This is a genomic window from Diaphorobacter sp. ED-3 (assembly GCF_027625375.1).
GTDB classification, from domain to species: Bacteria; Pseudomonadota; Gammaproteobacteria; order Burkholderiales; family Burkholderiaceae_C; genus Diaphorobacter; species Diaphorobacter nitroreducens.
This window is the reverse complement of the sequence record NZ_CP115182.1, coordinates 1,603,148-1,620,853: the sequence shown is the minus strand read 5'-3', so window position 1 is coordinate 1,620,853 and position 17,706 is coordinate 1,603,148. Positions and strand designations below refer to the sequence as shown.

Here is a 17,706-nt window from a genome sequence, read left to right as displayed (position 1 = left end):
TGAGATGCTGCTTGTCCATCCCCCCAGTCTTCCCGGAGGGTGGCTAGCAGTCGAACCCTATACACGGGCGTCTGTTAGTCCTAAGAACAATTCCACATGTTGCCAGACCGATGGCACGCCCGCCCATTCGGACCAGTCATGAAATCTGGACTAACTCGGTGGTAGACGCCGCCCTGGTTGTCATAACAAAAGCCCGGGGCGCAATTCGTGAAGGTGGTTGGCCCAGCATGTGCAGCGCGTTTCCTAGCCTCCTCGCGCCTGGCTTCATCTCGTCTCGCCTCGGCGGGCTTATCCCAGCGACTGCCATTGTTGGTGATGCTGCTAGCAGAGGTCTCGAGGTTCTGGAGTTCTTTGCGTTTTGCCCAGTCGTTGCCCGAATGTCTCACCACTGGTGCAGCCATCGGCTGAGCTGGGCGCTGACTCTGCGCCGCCCAGTCGCGCTCCTGTTCGGCCATGCGCCGATTCTGCTTGCGCGCCTCCGCTTCGAAGGCCTGCTCGCGTTCGCTCATCTTTTCTTCGAAGGTGCGTTCACGCTGAACCAGGCCGCCGGTAGAACCAGTGTCGCACGGCCTGTCAGAGAATGTCGGCTTGCCACCCGGCCCCGTGCACTTGAAAACCTGGGCTTGCACAGCCGGCGCCATTCCGGCAAGCGCAATGATGAGGCCGAAGAGTGCGTAATGCATAAATCCTCCTGACGGCACTCTAGCAGAGGGAGTAGACGTGAAAAAGTACACCGAGGCGGCACGAGCTTGTGCGTCGAGCCCTATGGGGGGGCATGAAAAAGCCCGCCGTAGCGGGCTTTTTTTGCTGCTGAGGCTATCAATTATCGCCTTGAGGGGAAAAATCCCGAATATCTGCGAACACTGATTCCTTCCCCATTGCCGCCAGAGGTCGGGCCGATGCATCGGCAAAGCCAGCCCCAAGCTCAAATTGACTGGGAAAAGGGCGTGCTGACGCCGCCGCCGGCGTCGAAGGCAAGACCAGAAGCGCAACCATCTGAACCCGCCCGATACTTAACCGATGAAGAGGTTGGCTTCCAGCCGGCGAAACGCTAGCTGACCAGCAGCCACCCTTTTTCAGTCCAACGCCCGGTCTTCCCGTTCGGCAGCAGGTACGTCATGCCAACCTGCCTCTGAGCCGCATCTTGCGGGGCTTGTGCTTGACCACCCTGCCCCGGCTGTTCCACAAACTGCCCCGACTGGTTGTTGAGCACGCGCGCCGGCACGTTGCGCATGGCTCCGGCCTGAGCGTCCCACTCCTGGCCGCCGGGCACCACCGTGAAGCGGTTTTCCTCGGTCTTGCCAGCCATGGCGCGTAGCGTGCGCTGAGCTTCCAGCTTCCGCGAGACGGAGGCTTGCGGGTCTGCGAGGACGGCGAGCAACTGCTCTTGCTGCTGGGCTTGGCGGTTGGCAATGCCTTGGGCCTCAATCTGTCCCGCAGCCTTCTGGCCCTCAATACCGACGCGTTGCTGGTCGATGCCGGCGGAGATGGCAGAACGCGTCGTGGCGCCCTGCTGCTGCATGCCCTCGCGCTGGATGGCCGCGTTTTCTCGTGCCGCCGCCATGTCAAAGGCCGGCTGTGCACCCCGCGCAGCAGTATCCGCCCCGAGTGCCGCCTGATAGGCTGCGACGTTGCCATATTGGTCCGCTGTACCGCTGATCTGGCGGCCTCGGTCATTCGATACAGCGCCGCGACTCCATGTCGGTGAGTTGGTGATGCTGCTGGCGCCGACCTGCAGGTTACGCAGGTCGTTGCGCGCCTGCCAACTGTTGCCGCTGTGCAGCACGGTGGGGGCCTGGACGCGCGCCATCTCGGATCCCGGGCCAAAGCCCAACGCTGGTCCGGGATCTGCAGGGCGGGCGCTGGAGTTAAAGCCGCGCGCCAGGTTGTCGGCTGCGGCCAGGTTCTGCGCGCTGGGCTGCCCGGTGAATCCCGGCTTGAACCCCATGCCTTGCGCGCTGTCGCTGTACTGGCCAGGGCCATGGGAATACACGCCGGGCATGACCTGTTTGCCTGCGGACGCGTCGGGTGTTGGAGCCGGCGCAGGATTGGGCGTGCTGGCGGGCGCCGTCTGCGTGCCCACTGCCAGGCGGGTATCGGTGGGGTTCGTCGCTGCTGTTGCAGGCTTCGCTGCAGGAGTGGCCGCGGGAGTCGACGCCGCAGGCGCAGGCGCCGCGTTGGCATCGGAGCCAAACAAGCCCCGTCCGAAACCGCGGGCGGCATCAATGACCGGAGTGGCCACCTTATCCGCAGCCTCCAGGCCGTACATGCCAAGGCCCTGTACCGCGGTACGCGCCGCCGTGCCGGCCGCCTGGGCATAGTTGCCCGCGCCCACCTGCTGACGCAACTCCTGGGTGCGGTCATTCATGAACAACTCGGACGGGCCAGGATTGCGGGTGGGCATGCCCCGGGCCGCCGCAGGCGCCGTCGCTGGAGCGTCTGCTTGCCCGACCGGTGCACCACTGAACCCGCTTGCCCCCTGCGTCCTATTTCCGGGGAAGGTGTTGCTCGGAGAGTTTGGCGCGGGTTGAACCTGGCGAACGGCGGGATCGGCTGCGGCCGCAGAGGCGTCGCCAAAACTGTTCGCCTTCTGCCGGCTCACTTCGTCGTCCACACTGCCGCCCTGCGCGAAGAACACCTGCGGCTGGAACCCGCGCGGCACTGCGGCGGTGTCAGGCGCCGGGGTGTGTGTCGCGTCCACCACGCCCTGCAGCGCTTCGGGGCCGCCCATGGCGTGCACCGTGTCGGGCGGCAGCACGAACTCTCCGGGTTTGAACATACCGGGAATGGTGTCGGGCGCCTGATTGAGCGCTTGCGCTTGGGCCGCGCTGCGCGGCTTGAATCCAAGGCCAGGACCTTCGGCCTTTGCCTGTTTCTTCATCTTCTCGGGGTTGAAACCGTACATGGCGATTCCTCAGAGCACGTAGCTCACATTGGCCTGCACTTCGTCGTGGCGCGTGGATCGGCGCAGATCTGCGTCCGGGCGCAGGCCGAAATACCGTTCAAACTCGTCCAGCGCCTGCTTGGATCGCTGCGGATCGTGTGCATCGGAGTCAGGCTTGCCGAAGGCTCGGTAAAGCACCCACTGCACGAGGTGCAGGTGGTGGGCTTCGTGGATCTCGGGTTTGTCGGTGTCCAGGCTGAGCGCCTTGAGCGGCAGCCGGTAGGCCTCCAGCCGGAGCGTCCCTGCAGTCGCTGGAGCTGGAACCAGCCGCAGACGTGTGTCCGTCTGGATGGCCCAGCGCGGTGCGCCCTCGGGCAGGTAACGCCAGCCAGGCTCGATGCGGTCCAGCTTCTCGCGCGTCACCAGCACGGGCTCGCACGGCCGGTCGGCAGACTCAAGGCGCAGACTCGCGATCTCGTACAGCTTCGCGTGCAGCGGGTAGCTCGCTGTCCCAGGCGCAACGGCGATGGTGCACAACTCAGGCGTGTAGTCATCCAGCAGCAGTCGCGCGCGCACCGCCGCCTCGTCCTGTGCCTCGCTGAACCAACCGGGTAGCCAATCAGGCTCCCACAGGTAAGGCTCCAGCAGATCGCCGGCCTCGACGCGGAAGCGCTCGATCAGCTGCTCCAGTCTCATGTCAGCGCACCCCGAACTGCTCGATGAGCGTGGACACCTCGGCGCGCAGCTTGACTACGCTCAGGCGCTTGTCCAGCTCCACCTCGTACTTGCGCGCGTATTCCTCCAGCGCGCCCTTGTCCATGGACTCCACGGTCAGCAGCATGGCCTCGAGTTGCTGGCGCTCTTGGTCCTGGGCGCGTGCTGTCTCCTGCTCGCGCAGCCGCGCGGCTTCCACCTCAGGGTCGATGGGTTCCTGGAGATCCTTGGCGGGCTCGGCGTTGGCCTTCTTGCCCTTGGACTCCTTGGCCGGCGCGGCTTTCTTGGCGGGCTCGGCCTCCTGCTCGGCAGGCGTGAACTCAGCAAAACGCAGCAGCTTCTTGGCTGTCTCGGGCGTCACCAGGTTGGAGTCGCCCGGCTCCCAGGTGATGCGCATGATCTTGTCGCGGTAGGTCTTGCGGCCGTGGTAGGCGATGCGGGTGAGGTTCATAGCAATGGTCCTGTAGAGAGTTCATGCGAAACAAGCCGGGCGGGCCGGCTTGTCTCATGAGCGCACGGCGCCGGTTATGCGGTGCCTTCGGACGCCACCGTCAGAACCACGTCCACGCGGGAGGCCTTGGCGTTTGCCGCGCCGCCAGTGGTGAGTACGAGCCAGGCATCCTTGGGCAGCGTGACGGGCGGGTTGGTGGTCGCGTTGCGCAGGCGGCCCGTGGCGTTCAGCACCAGCGCGGCTCCGAAGTAGTCAGCGTCTTGCGGCACTGCCGTGCTGTCCACACCGTCCACGTACTCAAAGCCGAGGTCGCCCACCACAGCCGCCGTCATGGCTGTGGAAACGATGGTCTGGCTGTCCAGCAGCGTGGACCCTGCAGGGATGACACCCAGGCGCACCTTGTCGCCCGAAGCGATGGCTGCGCCCGTGTCGGCGCCGAATGCGCCGCCGTTGGACGCGGTCTGCAGCGTGTACTGCAGGCCATGGGCATTACCCCAGGGAGTCGCACCCACGTTGATGCGGGGATTGCTTTTCTTGGTGATCGTGGCCATGTCAGCCTCCGTAATCAAAATTGAGACGTTGGGATGAGACTAGGCCGCGCGGGGCGGCCCGGGTCTCACGGCTTATTGGCGGGCGCCGATGATCGGCACGGCCGTGTCGATGGCGATGACGCCGTGGTCGGTGAAGTGCTTGGTGCCACCGCCCTGGTCCACCAGCCAGCGAACCTTGGCCAGGCCCTGGATGGCGCCGATCAGCAGTTCCATCTTGTCGTCGTGGTCGAAGCTCTTCTCCTTCCAGAAGAAGGGCATGCCGCCGTGACGGCTCGATGCGAAGGCCTGCGCCAGCGCCTGGCCGCCCAGCAGGAGGGCACGGTCCACGGCGTGTGTCGTTCCGAAGCCGGCGGGCACCACGCAGGTGGATTCCGTCTCGCTGGTGTTCGACGCGCAGTAGCGGATCGTGTCGCCAGCGTAGAAACGGATCGGCTTGGGCATCTTGCAGATCAGCACGCCATTCCAAAGGCCCACTTCGCCCAGGAACAGGGGATGGTTCTCCGCCTTCGAGGCGCGCGCGATGGCGTTGGCCTGGAATTGGCGGAAATTCGTGTCTTGCGCGAAGCTGTGGTACTGGGCCGGCGACACCAGCAGGCAGCGCAGTGGCGAGTCCTCGGCCACCTTGTCGCCCGGGATCTTGATCGCCGGCGGGGGCAGCGCAATGGACTCGATCACCGTGCGGACGCTGTCCACCACATCCATGTCCAGCAGGTCGGTCGTGGCCAGGTCCACCTCACCGGCATTCACGGCGAATGGCTTGATGGCCGTGGCGTCAGCGACGAAGTGCCGGTTCTTGGTAGGCGCCTTCACCTCGTTGATGGCCATCTCCGCAAAATCGGCGTGATCGGCCGTGGGCAGGCGCCACTCAATGTTGTCGTGGTAGCCGCGGGCGCCAGCCAGGTGCACCAGCATGGACTGGTCCTGGTAGGAATCCATCAAAGACTGGGCAATCGGGCGACCGATCTTGCGAAAGTCCACGGGCGAACGCAGGTCGGTCATGGTGTCACCCACGTCCACGGGGAAACGCGCCTGGTTCACGCGTACCCGTGCCTTGTCCAGCGACACGCCAGTGCCTTTGCCCTCGGCCTGGCGGCCACCCATGATCGGGTAGGCGCCCACGGGCTGCACGAAGTGGAATTCCACCTCGTCACCCTTTCCGCGCGACAGATCCACCGTGCGCACGATGGGCATGTCGGTGCTGGTCTGCTTGCGCAGCACCTGGTTCACCTCGCCCTCGCTGGAAGGCATCTTGCCGACCATGCGGTTGAGCGTCGAATTGCGCTGCATGGACTGCGCGAACAGGCCTGCGGCTTGCACAAACTGGGCATTCGGGGAACCCGTGCCCACATTGGTCTTGGACATGATCGTCCTCCTTCGATGGGATGGGGCTGCCTCATCACGAGGTGGCCCGGTTACTTAATCACGCGCGGCTGTCACACCACGCTATTCATCAGCCGGTTCTGCTTCTCAGGGCTCAAACCGGCCATGAAGTCCAGCAATGCCGCAGGATCGCCGGCCAGAGCGGCGACCCGCTCCGCATCACCAGCGCCCGATGCCGCGGCGCCTGGCAGGTCCGACAGGCTCGTCGGAGGCTGCTGCTGCGCCTTGGCCAAAGCCTTCGTCACGGTTTCGGCGGGATTGCCTTTACCGGACGTGGCCTTAAACGTCGAGAACACCTCGATCACCTGCTCTGTCGTTCCATTGCTCAGCGCATGCTCGATGGCGGCACGGGCATAGCCCGGCTGACCACCGACCCACGTCTTGAACTCGGCGGATTCGTGAATCTCTGCCGCGTCCGGGTGGGCTGCGAAGATGGCCTGTTGATGGGCTTCGACCGCGGTCTTGGCTTCCCGCTGCTGAATCGGGCCCAGCGCCTCCTTCAGCTTTGCGTCCACCATCGCCGCGGCGCGCTGCTCAACCATCTGCGCTATGCCCTTGGCCAGCGCTTCCTCGGAAAAGTCCCCAAACAGGGACGCATCCTCGCCTCGCTCGACGGCTGCCTGAGCGGCTGCGAGATTGGCGTCTGCCTGAGTCGGTGCCTGCCCGGCGTCCGCACGGGCCTGCGCCTGAGCCTGGGCCGCGGCGAGGTTCTGCTGCTGCGCAGCGGTCAACTGCTCAACCTGGCTCTTCAAGGCTTCGTTTTCGGCCTTCAAGGTGTCGCGCTGCTGGCGTGCCTCGGTGAGCTTTTCATAGGGGATCGTGTAGGCCCCGGACTTGCTGGCAATCGGAGCGCCTGCGTGCTCGTCTTCCTGAGCTGCGGCGCCCGATGCCTGTGCATCGGCGGGCTGGGTGGTCTCGGTCGGTTGACCTGCCTTGCTGTCCTCGGCGGTCGTGGCAGTGGCCTGGCTTGCATCCGCATCCAGGTCCAGCTTGCCGGCGAAGGCCGCATCCAGCAGTTGCTGTGCTTCGGTTGTCACTTGTGCTCCATATGCCAGACATCCATCTGGCGGTTGGTTGGCACACCGTTTCGAGGATCGGGCCAGGGCCGAAGCCCCGGCCTTCACACTCTCCAGCGGTGGGAGGGACCGGCTCTCACGAGCAGGTGAGCACAGTGTTGCTGCAGCACCTGAAAACACTCAGCCCTATACCGGGCAGCGCATTCAGGCGGGCAAGTTGTCCCCGGTTGCTGGGGTTTCGATGCCGTGCTGTCCAGTGCTGGGCTCCTGGGGCACAGGCGGGAAAGTCGGGCTGGTGTTCTCGTGAACTTCTGCCGCGGCGGGCCCCGCAACCTCCGGGCCTGCTCCCTGGATGTAAGGGCTCTTGATATTCATGGCCGCGGTCTGCTCGGCTGTGGGGAAATTTGGGTCATCTCCGCCGGAGCTGGGCTTCTGGTAGCCGGCCCTCTGCATGATGGTGTCGGCCACCGGAGCGATCATGGGCATTTGCGCAACCTGAGCCGCAGCCTGCATGGCTGAGAACGCAGACTGCACCCCTACTTGCACTGCCTCACGGACCATCTTTTCGATCTGCGCGTCACCGACGCGCTCCTTCACCGCCAGCTCGCGCTCCTTGAGGTCGTGCATCAGTTCGTGCTTCACCTGCTCACGGATGGCTTCTGGATCGGCCTGCCCTCCAGCCTGGGCCATTCGAATGGCCTCCACCACCTGCTTCTTGCGCGGCAGGTCCATGAGGTCAATCAGGAACGGGAGTACCACCTTCTGCAAGTCTGGCGGCATGGCCTTGGCGGATTCCGACAGCGCATTGAGTTGCTGCGCGCGGAAGCTGCTGGACGTGGGCACATCCTCCAACGCCACCATGAGGCGCGTGCGCTGCACGTCGTTGCTCAGGTAGGGCATGCCGGTTTCCGGGTCGACCTCGGGATGGTTGATCAACACGGTGCGCGGCGGGTTGAGCGTATCGCCCTCGATCACGATGGTCTGCTCATCGCTTCCCATGTCCTCGATGATGAGGGCCATCAGCAGTTCACCGACCTGCGTGCGCGCCTCCTTGAAGTTGTCCATCAAGTCAGCAATAGATACTTGAGACTGCTCCAGCTGCGTCTGCTCCTGCAGGCCAGAACGTGCCGTCCCCTGCCGGCCCTGCATCGCAGCGGTGACGCCAGAAACACGTTCCAGCGCCGCGCGGCTATCTGCCATCAGCTGGAATTGCTGGTTGTTGAGCTGGAAGTCGCGTTTGACCTCGAAGCGCGCCCCCTGGTTGCCGCGAAAGTGATCGGCGTCGAGGATGATGTCCGCATCGGGCCGCGCGATCTGCCGGCGGAACTGTTCATCAGACATGGCCACTGCACCCTTTGTGCGCTCCGTGCGCGTGGCCGCCATGCCCCAGCGCAGCTTGGCGATGGTCGAATTCAGGTTGTCCTGGGGGAAAATCATGTCCCGCACCAGCCCGAACGGAATGCCGGTCATATCCTCGCGGTAGCCCCAGAACGGCACGTAAGGGAAATGTCTGTGCGGGTACGGGCTCCCGCTGTCGTACAGGCAGTGCGGGCCCATCCAGTAGCTGCGGCGCACGCGCGCCACGGTTGCACGCTCCAGAATGCCGTGGCCTCCTGCCACTGCCGCCTGGTGGTTCGGGTTCGCCATGTCGAACTCCACCACCCGGCCGCCGCGCATCTTGAGCACCACCGTGCTGACCCAACGCCGATACCAGAGCTCAACCAGGCACACCTCGTCCGATTCCTTCCGGTACCAAGCTTGCTCCCGTGTCGTCCACGCCCGGCTGGTGTCCATGCCGGCTTGCAGCCCGGTCGATACACCACCCTCCACCACGTAACCGCCGTAGCCGCCCATGCCGCTGGCGGCATCGGCCTGAGCGATCAGATCTTTGTGCGTCGGGAATGCCGCCGCTACCTGCTGCTTCTTGATGAAGCGCTCGCGCAGCAGCCATGCTGCATCACTCAGGTCCTTTTCACGGGCGCGCATGTCCCAAAAGATCTCGTTGCGGTGCACTGCGCGGCAGCGGTACGGGTGCGCAAAGGGATCGCTGGAGCGCGCGACCTCCACCCAGCCAAGCCCCACGCTGGCCTGGGGCCGGAAGGCTTCGCTCATGGCATCATCAGCCTTGCTGAGCCGCTCGGCCTGGTTGATTCGGTAGTTCAGGGCGTCCGCCACGTCCTGGCCACCAGGATCGCCGTCCGGCGTCACGCGCCAGTCGGTGCGCGTCTTGGCCTCGTAGCCACACACCGCCGCGATGGCCGGGCCGATGATGTTCTCCTTGGCCGGCGGGATGCCGATGGCCTTCAGGCGCTGAAGCAGCTTGGAGTCCAGTTGGTTGCCATCCACGTAATCCGCTTCAATGTCGGCCTGGCCGCGCCATGGCGGCTGGTCGATGGCTTGGTCGATGATGTCTGCATACTCGCGCAGGGTCAGGGTCTGGCCAAGGTCTGCGGTCGCTGGGGGTTTGAGGTATTTCATGGTCGGCCTCTGTCACATGCGCCAGTCGGGCGCCTCGGGTTCTTGGTAGTCCTGGACTGCAGTGCTGCCAGCCATCTCGGGCACCCACAGCGCGATGTACCGGTAGTTGTCCGCGCCATGGCTGTACTCGTCATGCAGTGGCTCCATGGGCTCGTTTGTGACGGAGTGGATGCGCCGCTGGTAACGCCGCAAGCACTCCAGCAGCCGGGCGCACTTCGTCTGGTCGATGTAGGTGCGGGGGAAGAGCATGCGGGCACTCTTAATGCCCTCCTCCACATCCGTGGCGCGCTGCTGAACCCTCACGGACTTGCGTCCCATCTCCCGCAGCAACTGCTCCGTGCTCTTGCCTGTCTGGAAATTCTTGGTCCTGCCGTCGTGCGGTAGGAAGTCCGTGCCCCATCGGTATGGTCGCTTCTCCATCTGTGCGACATACCAGTCCAGCGTGCGATGGTTGTCCTCGATGTAGTCGATGATGCGCACGTCGTGCGGGCCGCGCTGCACCATGGAGATCGTCATCGAATCGTTCCAGCCCAGATCCCATATCGTGTGCACAGGCAGCGTCGGGTCATAGGGCACATCGCGGGCGCGGCCATCCAGGTACAGCGCCTCCATCTCGTGACGATAGATGGCGCCAGCGGCCACGCGCCGGGCCTTGCCTTCCCAGATATGGGCGTAATCGTCGGCCAGCATTGAGCGTTTGGCCTTCTTGCGCTCCTCGTCCAGCACGCGCGGAAACCATGGGTTGTCGCGCCAGTTGATCTCGCACACCCAGGTGTCAGGAGATGGCGAGGCGATGAAGCGCTGGTAGGTCTCATCCGTCTCCATGTCAGGGTTGAGCGTCAGCCAAATTTCCGACCCCTCTTTGCGAATGGTCGGGATCAACACATCCCAGGACTTCTTGCTGACGCCGTGGGCTTCTTCCACCCAGACGATGTCGCAGCCCTCGAAAGACTTGATGGTGTCCACCGTGTGGCTCTGCAGACCCGAGAACAGGAACAGGCTGCCATTGATGCCCCGGATCTCGGTTTCAAGCACCTCAAAAAAGGCGCTCAGGCCCAGCCGTGCAATTTGGTCCTGCAGCAGCTGGTGCACCGATTGCTTGATGGACTTCTGGATCTCGCGCGCGCACAGGATGCGCATGGGACGCTGGGCGGCCATGACCAGCAGCACACCGGCCACTGACCATGACTTTCCGCCGCCGCGGCCGCCATGCATTACCTTGTAGCGGCGGGGTTGCCAAATGGCCTCCAGCGCCTGCGGTAGAGCCAGGCGAGGGAGAGCGTCTAGGTCTTGAGGTTGCAGCAACACCGCTCAGTCCTCGTCGTCAACGGGGCGCGGCGGTGGCGAAACATGGTAGATCGCGACCGCCGCAGGCACATGGCCAGGGGTTCCTGGCTGTGGCTTGTCTGCGTCTTTGGCATCCATTCCAAATGCCACGCGCTCCATGTCCACCAGCTTCTGCAGGCTCTCGGCCAGCGTCTTCATGGTCTTGGAGCGCTCGGGCAGGCTGATGACCTTCTGGTATAGGTCGTTCAGCTTGTCCATGCCGTTTTCGTCGGGGGCGCGCAGCAGGTCGCCCAGCTCGGCCAGCATCACAAGCGTGTCGGGGTCGGTCTGCTTCTCCAGTTCGTCCAGAAGGGAATTCGTCAGCTTGCGAGCACGGTGAATGTCTCGGCGGTGCGCGAGCCGGACATCGGCCACCGCCTGCGCGTTGGCGTCCACCACCTGCTTTTCCGCAATCCTGGCTTCTTTGGATACCTGGCTGGATACCGCAGCCTTGGATACCAGCACATCGGCCTTGACGTGGATCTTCTCGGAAAGGTCACGCTCCCATCCGTCACGCTTGGCGCGCTTGTTGATGGCGCCGTGGGTGATGCCGTTCTCGTCGGCAATCTGGCGCAGCGTCTTGATGCCGGCCCGGTAATCCAGCTCAATGCGCTCCCAATCTGCCGCAGCTTTAGCCGGCGCAGGAACGGAAGCACCTGCAGCCTTCTCAGAGGCGGCAGGCTTGGGTATGGGCGTCTTGCGGGGCGCGGGCTTCTTGCCCTTGGGGGGAGTTGCCATGGCCGGGAGTGTTCCGGCCTATGGCTTTGGCGTCGAACCCTATACGGGGGAAGGCTCTTGGATACTGGCCGCAGAATGAAAGCCGATACTCGTCATCCGCTCAAATGAGATTCGCCCGTGCCAATGCGGAGAAAAGAGCTGCCGCAACTGTCCAGGCGGCAAACAGGAGCGGCGACAACAAGATGAGGGCTGCTGTCCATGCCAAGAAGCCCTTTGCCTTTATGCGCCTTCTGAGGCGTACAGCCCAGCGTGGGGGCAAAAGTGCTCCGATGAATCCGATGAGGGCAACCAGTGCGATTGCCCAAGTCTGCAAGGCGACAAGAAACAAAAGCACGAGGACAACAACCCCAAGTAGCGCGGACGCTATGTATGAGATTGTGGTTCCGTCTGCATAAAGAACACGAACGCCGATCCACAGAAAACCCAGCACAGGGTAATAACGGAGATTGTCAAAAATCTCCTTGAGGTGTGGTGGCCTGGCTCTCCCGCCTTCGGGCATTATTGCGTCTGTATCGATCATATGGTCGGCGAGCCGATCCAGACGAGCAATGAGTTTTCTCACAAGCACTCTCCCTATTTTTTGGGCGAGTGTGCCATCTCTCTGCTGATGCCGCGACGGGATCCACGAGTAGAAGCGCCGACAGCAGCGGAAGGGGTAGCGCTCTCCGCATGAGCGCGTTCAAACGCCCAGGCCAAGCTGCCGGGCGTCTTCCTTGTGGGCCTTGAGTGCGGTGTTCTCCCGCTTGATGCGCTGCAACTCGGCAGCCATCTCAGCGACCAGGATTGAGGTCTGACGGGAAGACTCGATGGCCACGGCCTGGGTGGCAGCTCCTGACTGCACGAGGGCCAGCGCCCGATCTTCCCGTGGCGTGAGGTGGAGCACTTCGTCCCCGATTTCGATCATCACCATCCCATCGGGAAGAACCGATTTGCTGATGGCGCGCGCCGGCGGGTGCTGCTCCACGGGCACATAGACACCGCGAAGCACGCGCTTGATCTTCTCGTCATCCACCAGGGCGCCGAGGCGGTCATCCACCACGGTCAACTTCAGGCCCGTCAACTCAGCTACGGTTTCCCGAGTGACAACCTGCTCCAATGCGTGCAGCTCGCACACGGCGTCGTAGATGCGCTGAGTGCTGGTGATGGCTTTCGTTGGGACTTCAGTGGTCACGATTGCTCCCTTGGTTTTCATGCGGATACGGAACTCCTTTGGGCCATAGGCCCATGGCGTGGATGCGGCGCTGGGTGTCGGCGGCCCACACGGGCTCCAGCTCGCGGCGCGCGGCCTTGGTGAACAACGCGCCCTGGTCGAGCGCAGCGTGGCAGCCCTGAATGCCTGGGCGTGGGCCGCAGGCGGGGAAGCACGTCAGGTCGCAGGCCTTCATGCCCATGCCCTTGCCGGTGTTGGCGTGCGCGGCTTGGGAATAGCCTGGCACCCCGCAGATTGCGCATGGCAGGCTGGCCACCAGCCGGCGGTAACGCTCGCTGCGCACGGGCGCGGCCTTGGCCACAGGCGCGGCCTGGGCGGAATTGACCACCACCGCTGCGCGCGGCCGGACCTCGGCCATCGTGCGGGCGGCGCGCTCGGCCAGGCGCTGCTCGCGCATCAGGCTGGCCAGCTCGTTCTGGCGCTGGGGCGGGTTGCTGCGGGAGAAACCGGTGCGCTTCATCGGGGTGCTGCGCTTCATTCGCCGAACTCCGACAGCACGGACTCGATCATCTCCGTCCGCTGAGCCGGGCCCAGGTGCTTCCAAAGCGTGCGGCCGGCATGCTCCGTGCGCAGGAAGGCCACCGCGGCGTCGTGGAACTCGCGCATCTCGCCCTCCTCCATCTCGCTGTAGCTGATGGATTTCGGCACGGGGAACACGCCGCCCTTCGGCCCGGGGTGCCAGTCGCAATGCCCGGCGCCGACCTTGAGCCAGTCGCGGAATCCGCGCTCGAAGTCCTCGAACCGCTCTTGCGCGTCGAACACGCGCTGCTCCAGAGCCATGTGCCGGCGATGGAAGGGCCCCGAGCGGGCCTTGTGGGTCTTGATCGTGGCCATCTCGCCAGGCTCCATGCGGAACAGCATGGCCATGAAGCGGCGCCACTTGCGGCGGTTGGGCTCGCCCAGTCCGTCCACGGTGCCGAACAACACCCTGCGCGCGGCGTCCTTGTCGGCCTCGGTCACGGTTATGTCCTCCTGGCGCACCAAAACGATCTCAGGCATTGGACACCTCCGCGAACAGATCCAGGGTCTGCGAATCCTCCCGGCGTGCGGCCGGTACATGGCCACGCCCTAGGCGCAGCGCGCCGGACTTCTTGCGCGCCAACTCCACCAGCCCGGCGCGCCGTGCACACACGGGCCCCACCGGCATACCGGCGATGAACACCAGGGCAGTGAACAAAGGGCGGTTGCACATCACGCAGCGCACTCAATCACCTCCACACGCACCTTGACGTACCCGCCGACCTGCTCCGATCGGTCGATACTCAGGCTCCAGTGCTTGTCGTCCACCCCCAGCACATCGGCCAGGCCATCGAGGCCCGACTTCATGCGCGCCAGGGTGTTGTCCAGGTCGTAGGCCCGGCGGCTGGGCGGGTAGAACACCAGCGACAGGTGCAGCTTGGCGGCCTCGATGCGGCGGGCGCCCTGCTCCTTGGCGGTCCAGGCGCAGGCGGCACGGTAGGCCTTCTTGGCCTTGGCCAGTTGCGCCCAGTGCGAGCGGGCGTTGGGGCTCAGTCCCTTGGGCGGCCAGGGCAGCGTCAGGTGCAGCGTCATGCGGCCACCGCCTTCCCGCCGCGCGCAAAGCGCATCTTGCCGACCACGTTCCGCTCCAGAAGCCCGTGGCGCTGCAGCGCTTGGGTGTGCCAGTGCGCGCTGCTCAGCGGCATATCGAAGCTCTTGGCTACCCATGCCACCGGCGGCAGCTGGGCCTGGCGTCCTGCCACGCGGCGGTCATCCAGGCACTGGCGCACCCACTCGCGGCCGCGCTCGCGGGCGGCGCGGATGAGAAAACGCACCTCGCAGCGGTGGCGGTGCTGCTCGCTGGTAGCCGTCATGCCATCACCTCTTGCGGAACTGGCGCCCATTGCGGGCTCTCGTCCTCTCCGTCGTTTTCACGGATGGGGCGAAGTGCGGAGTCGTGAATATCCCGGCCCATCCCACCGCTCCAGTCAGGCAATTGGCTGTCAATTTCCCAAATCCAATCGGCAAACGTGTCCCCTAATGGGCCAACGGTTACACCCCGCCCTAGCAGCCGGATGCACCTGACGATCTTTCCCTCGTTCCCGGCGGCGCTTTTCACCACTACCGCCAAATCCCCAGGCTTGCAGTTCATGCCGCTTCCCTCCACAGAGCCGCGAACGGGTTGCTGTAGTCCTTCCACAAACGACCGGACTTGATCGCACCAACAGTGCTCACGGGCATGCCGGTTTCCATGGCGATTTGTGCATAGCTCTTGTCGCTCGTCTTGACGGACTCGATCAGTTCCACGCTGTACTTGGATCTCGCGCGCTGGGCATCCGCCAGGCGCTGCTTGGTCATGACGTTGTGCTTTTTCCCGGTCTGGCCCTTGCGCTCAACCAGCATCTGGCATGCGGGGGCCATGCAGTTCTCGTTCCTGCAGCGCGAGCGCAGCGTCTGAGACGGCACCAGTTGCACGCCGAACTTGATTTCGTAGAGCGTGCGGCGCATGTCGTAGCGCTTGCCGTTGATGTGCAGCAGGCAGCGCCTGTAGCGGTCAACTTCACCATCCCACAGCAGATGCTTTCCATCGCGCGTGCACAGCGAGGCGAAATAGACCTGCAGGAACTCGCCAGACGGCTCCCAATCGGCCGCAGTGAATGCGCGCATTTGACGCAGACTTACGGGCTTGAGCTTCTTTTCGGCCAGCAGCGCATCCACCGCCTGGCGGATGGGCTTGCGCACGCTATGGGACAAGGAACCGCCGGCCAGGGTAGTGATGGTCTGCGGGCCATCGGCCACAGCCTTCAGCACGCGGCGCTTGATGACGGCTAGGCTTTTCTTCTTGCTCATTGGGTGGGGCTCATCGACAGGTCGCCTGTGATCCACAAGGCGAACAGCACCTTTGATTCAGGCGCATATCCCCCAGCGCGCACGAGATCCAGCAGGCGGTTGGCTTGGGCGCGGGTCATGCGTGCTGCTCCTTCACTCCAGAGCCCGCCAGCAGCCGCATGGCTTGGCTAGTGAGGGTGGTAATCGAGGTCTTGCCGGCCACGTTGCCGTTCTGCAGCACCAGCATGGCGCGCTCGGCATCGCCAACAAGACGCGGCCGGGGCAGCGGAATGCCGCGGCTTGCGTACTCGTGGTCAGGGCTGCGGTCGCCCATCAGGCGGCGCGGGTAGTCGAACTGGCCGCGCCCGGTGTACGCGCGGTGCGCCTCGCAAAAGCGGTGCTGCAGATAGGACAGCTCGGCCGTTTCGGTGCGGCACACCTTCGGCCAGCCGCCAAGGTCTTCCACCACGGCATGGATAGCCGGGTCATCAAAGACCACATCCACATAGCCGCCCACGCTGCTCATGGCCTCGTGCACCTTTCCCCAGGCCAGCGCAGCACGGTCAGTGCTGGTGCCCTGCAGAATGCGAGCGAGGTCGGCCACCTTCGGGGCGAATTGCCCACGCTCCGGGTCGGTGCAATGGCGCTGGACAGCGACGCGCACCTGCTCCAGGTCGAACGGCTGACAGGCGTTCCACCACAAATCCAGCACGAAGCGGCTGGCATCCTGGCGGTAGTACGCCAGCACTTCGGTGATGAGCTGCGCGAATGGCGCGCGGTCAGACGGCTGCATGGCTGGCTCCTTGTGCGGCCCACTCGTCGGCCACATTGCGGTTGCGCTGCTCCAGCGCCTCCTGCTTGTTGAGGGGTTGGCGCTTGCCTGCAGCTGTCTCGCACAGGCCGATCAGGTAGGTGTGGGCATCCACGGGGTTGGCGCGCTCCATGGCACGCACGGCATCCTGGAAAACATCGCTGCCGTACTTCGCGGCCATGGCGCCGGCCAGCACCCCGGCGGCCTTTGCGTCCTTGCACGTCTTCTGCTCCACGAGGGTGCTTTTGACGACGCGCCACAGGCGGGCCTTCTCCGGGTCAGCGGGGGGCTTTGGTGCTGCCGGGACGCTGGCCGGCGGTGCAGGCGGTGCAGGCGGTGCAGGCGGCTCGCCGCCCGTAGCGTTAGCTACGGAACTAGAGTCTCCCTGTCCCTGTCCCTGTCCCTGTCCCTGTCCCTCTCCCTGTCTCTTGGAAGGTGTTTCGCTAGGGACACTGCCTGCCTGTCCCTTTGTGTTGGTGGGTATGTCCCTGGGGACAAACAGAGGCTGTCCCGTGGGACATCCAGCCTCCATCCATTCATCGAATGAGGGGCGCTGGACGTTGGCGCCTTCATGCCGGTCGTTGTGCTTCTTGATGCGGGCGCATTCGGTGCGCCAGCGCTGCTCCAGCTTCGCCTGCCACGCATCGCGCGCCTTCTCGGCAACAACGGGGTGATACAGGCGGCCGTCGCTGCACTTCACCCATCCGCGCAGCGCCCCGGCGCGCACTTGCGCCCAGGCCTTGTCGATCTTCCCGCGCAGTTGGTAGCCCGCCTGCTTGGCGATCCACATATCGTCGTCCGGAATGGAGGCCGCCGGCACTTGGTGCCAGGACGCAGACCACAGCAGTACTGCCGCCCAGCACGCCTCTGGCGTCTCATTCGACGCGAGCTCTGAATCGCGCAGCCGCGCGACATCGAGCGGCATGAAAGGAAAGTCCTGCAGATCGCAGTCCGCGGACGTGAGCGGTGCCGGCGTCATGTGATGCCCACCCCCCGCGCATACACGCGCCCACCGGCCGTGCCGTGGCCCTTGGTGCGCGGCGCATACCCCACTGGCTCAATCAGCCCGTCGCGAATGGCCTTCGCGAAGATGGCACCAAAAGCTCTATCGTCGGGCGGGCGAATGCCGGCGATCTTGGCCGAGTTCACGATGTCCTCGCCACGCAGCCGCGCATCCGCGGGTGCGGCAACCATGGTCTGGCGGATGTGCTCAAGCGCGCGCTCCGAAAAGCCCGGCGCATCTTCGTTGGCCCGGTCCTCGGCGCGTACCGCTGCCTCCTGGCCAAGTTTGCGCGCCATGCGGGTGCGCGTGATGAAAGGAATGGGCGGCATCAAGACACCTCCTGCTCTTCGGCGCTCG

General features: G+C 64.6%; 22 protein-coding genes. All 22 read right to left on the bottom strand.

From position 1 onward, the window contains the following. Positions 1-80 precede the first annotated feature (80 nt). The 22 genes from PCQ86_RS08045 to PCQ86_RS07940 all read right to left on the bottom strand — a co-directional run bounded on the left by PCQ86_RS08045 (position 81) and on the right by PCQ86_RS07940 (position 17,678). The gene (locus PCQ86_RS08045; RefSeq protein WP_270175208.1) at positions 81-683 is read right to left on the bottom strand and encodes a DUF4124 domain-containing protein; all 603 of its coding nucleotides are present in this window, start codon (positions 681-683) and stop codon (positions 81-83) included. A gap of 368 nt (positions 684-1,051) precedes the next feature. Next, entirely contained in the window at positions 1,052-2,905 is a 1,854-nt protein-coding gene (locus tag PCQ86_RS08040; RefSeq protein ID WP_270175207.1) for a hypothetical protein, read from the bottom strand. 9 nt (positions 2,906-2,914) lie between these two features. Further along, entirely contained in the window at positions 2,915-3,580 is a 666-nt protein-coding gene (locus PCQ86_RS08035; RefSeq protein ID WP_270175206.1) for a phage adaptor protein, read from the bottom strand. 1 nt (position 3,581) lies between these two features. After that, positions 3,582-4,049: a hypothetical protein gene (locus PCQ86_RS08030; RefSeq protein ID WP_270175205.1), complete on the bottom strand. Its 468-nt coding sequence runs from the start codon at positions 4,047-4,049 to the stop codon at positions 3,582-3,584. Positions 4,050-4,123: 74 nt separating this feature from the next. After that, positions 4,124-4,600: a hypothetical protein gene (locus PCQ86_RS08025; RefSeq protein ID WP_270175204.1), complete on the bottom strand. Its 477-nt coding sequence runs from the start codon at positions 4,598-4,600 to the stop codon at positions 4,124-4,126. A 72-nt stretch (positions 4,601-4,672) separates the two neighbouring features. Then, the gene (locus PCQ86_RS08020) at positions 4,673-5,962 is read right to left on the bottom strand and encodes a phage capsid family protein (RefSeq protein ID WP_270175203.1); all 1,290 of its coding nucleotides are present in this window, start codon (positions 5,960-5,962) and stop codon (positions 4,673-4,675) included. A 71-nt stretch (positions 5,963-6,033) separates the two neighbouring features. Continuing rightward, entirely contained in the window at positions 6,034-7,017 is a 984-nt protein-coding gene (locus PCQ86_RS08015; RefSeq protein WP_270175202.1) for a hypothetical protein, read from the bottom strand. 183 nt (positions 7,018-7,200) lie between these two features. Continuing rightward, a complete protein-coding gene (locus PCQ86_RS08010) occupies positions 7,201-9,474 on the bottom strand; it encodes a portal protein (RefSeq protein WP_270175201.1) in 2,274 nt (757 codons plus the stop codon). A gap of 12 nt (positions 9,475-9,486) precedes the next feature. Then, entirely contained in the window at positions 9,487-10,782 is a 1,296-nt protein-coding gene (locus PCQ86_RS08005) for a PBSX family phage terminase large subunit (protein ID WP_270175200.1), read from the bottom strand. A gap of 3 nt (positions 10,783-10,785) precedes the next feature. Further along, positions 10,786-11,538: a hypothetical protein gene (locus PCQ86_RS08000; RefSeq protein ID WP_270175199.1), complete on the bottom strand. Its 753-nt coding sequence runs from the start codon at positions 11,536-11,538 to the stop codon at positions 10,786-10,788. 100 nt (positions 11,539-11,638) lie between these two features. After that, positions 11,639-12,100: a hypothetical protein gene (locus PCQ86_RS07995; RefSeq protein ID WP_270175198.1), complete on the bottom strand. Its 462-nt coding sequence runs from the start codon at positions 12,098-12,100 to the stop codon at positions 11,639-11,641. A 117-nt stretch (positions 12,101-12,217) separates the two neighbouring features. Next, positions 12,218-12,709: a hypothetical protein gene (locus PCQ86_RS07990; RefSeq protein ID WP_270175197.1), complete on the bottom strand. Its 492-nt coding sequence runs from the start codon at positions 12,707-12,709 to the stop codon at positions 12,218-12,220. Beyond that, positions 12,699-13,226, bottom strand: a complete 528-nt coding sequence (locus PCQ86_RS07985; protein WP_270175196.1) for a hypothetical protein — start codon at positions 13,224-13,226, stop codon at positions 12,699-12,701. Before PCQ86_RS07985 ends, PCQ86_RS07990 begins: the two co-directional genes overlap by 11 nt. After that, positions 13,223-13,747 carry a DUF1367 family protein gene (locus PCQ86_RS07980; RefSeq protein ID WP_270175195.1) on the bottom strand — a complete coding sequence of 175 codons (525 nt, stop codon included), beginning with the start codon at positions 13,745-13,747 and terminating at the stop codon, positions 13,223-13,225. The genes PCQ86_RS07985 and PCQ86_RS07980 overlap by 4 nt, the downstream gene beginning before the upstream one ends. Further along, on the bottom strand, positions 13,740-13,940 hold the full coding sequence (locus PCQ86_RS07975; protein WP_270175194.1) for a hypothetical protein: 201 nt from the start codon (positions 13,938-13,940) through the stop codon (positions 13,740-13,742). Before PCQ86_RS07975 ends, PCQ86_RS07980 begins: the two co-directional genes overlap by 8 nt. Next, positions 13,940-14,299: an endonuclease gene (locus PCQ86_RS07970; RefSeq protein ID WP_270175193.1), complete on the bottom strand. Its 360-nt coding sequence runs from the start codon at positions 14,297-14,299 to the stop codon at positions 13,940-13,942. Before PCQ86_RS07970 ends, PCQ86_RS07975 begins: the two co-directional genes overlap by 1 nt. After that, positions 14,296-14,580, bottom strand: a complete 285-nt coding sequence (locus PCQ86_RS07965) for a helix-turn-helix domain-containing protein (RefSeq protein ID WP_270175192.1) — start codon at positions 14,578-14,580, stop codon at positions 14,296-14,298. The genes PCQ86_RS07970 and PCQ86_RS07965 overlap by 4 nt, the downstream gene beginning before the upstream one ends. A gap of 274 nt (positions 14,581-14,854) precedes the next feature. After that, positions 14,855-15,556: a hypothetical protein gene (locus PCQ86_RS07960; RefSeq protein ID WP_270175191.1), complete on the bottom strand. Its 702-nt coding sequence runs from the start codon at positions 15,554-15,556 to the stop codon at positions 14,855-14,857. Continuing rightward, positions 15,553-15,675: a hypothetical protein gene (locus tag PCQ86_RS07955; RefSeq protein WP_270175190.1), complete on the bottom strand. Its 123-nt coding sequence runs from the start codon at positions 15,673-15,675 to the stop codon at positions 15,553-15,555. Before PCQ86_RS07955 ends, PCQ86_RS07960 begins: the two co-directional genes overlap by 4 nt. Further along, complete coding sequence (locus tag PCQ86_RS07950) at positions 15,672-16,328, bottom strand: DUF6475 domain-containing protein (protein ID WP_270175189.1); 657 nt, start codon at positions 16,326-16,328, stop codon at positions 15,672-15,674. Before PCQ86_RS07950 ends, PCQ86_RS07955 begins: the two co-directional genes overlap by 4 nt. Further along, positions 16,315-17,325: a DUF1376 domain-containing protein gene (locus tag PCQ86_RS07945; protein ID WP_270175188.1), complete on the bottom strand. Its 1,011-nt coding sequence runs from the start codon at positions 17,323-17,325 to the stop codon at positions 16,315-16,317. Before PCQ86_RS07945 ends, PCQ86_RS07950 begins: the two co-directional genes overlap by 14 nt. Continuing rightward, positions 17,322-17,678 carry a hypothetical protein gene (locus PCQ86_RS07940; protein ID WP_270175187.1) on the bottom strand — a complete coding sequence of 119 codons (357 nt, stop codon included), beginning with the start codon at positions 17,676-17,678 and terminating at the stop codon, positions 17,322-17,324. The genes PCQ86_RS07945 and PCQ86_RS07940 overlap by 4 nt, the downstream gene beginning before the upstream one ends. Between the last annotated feature and the right edge of the window lie 28 nt (positions 17,679-17,706).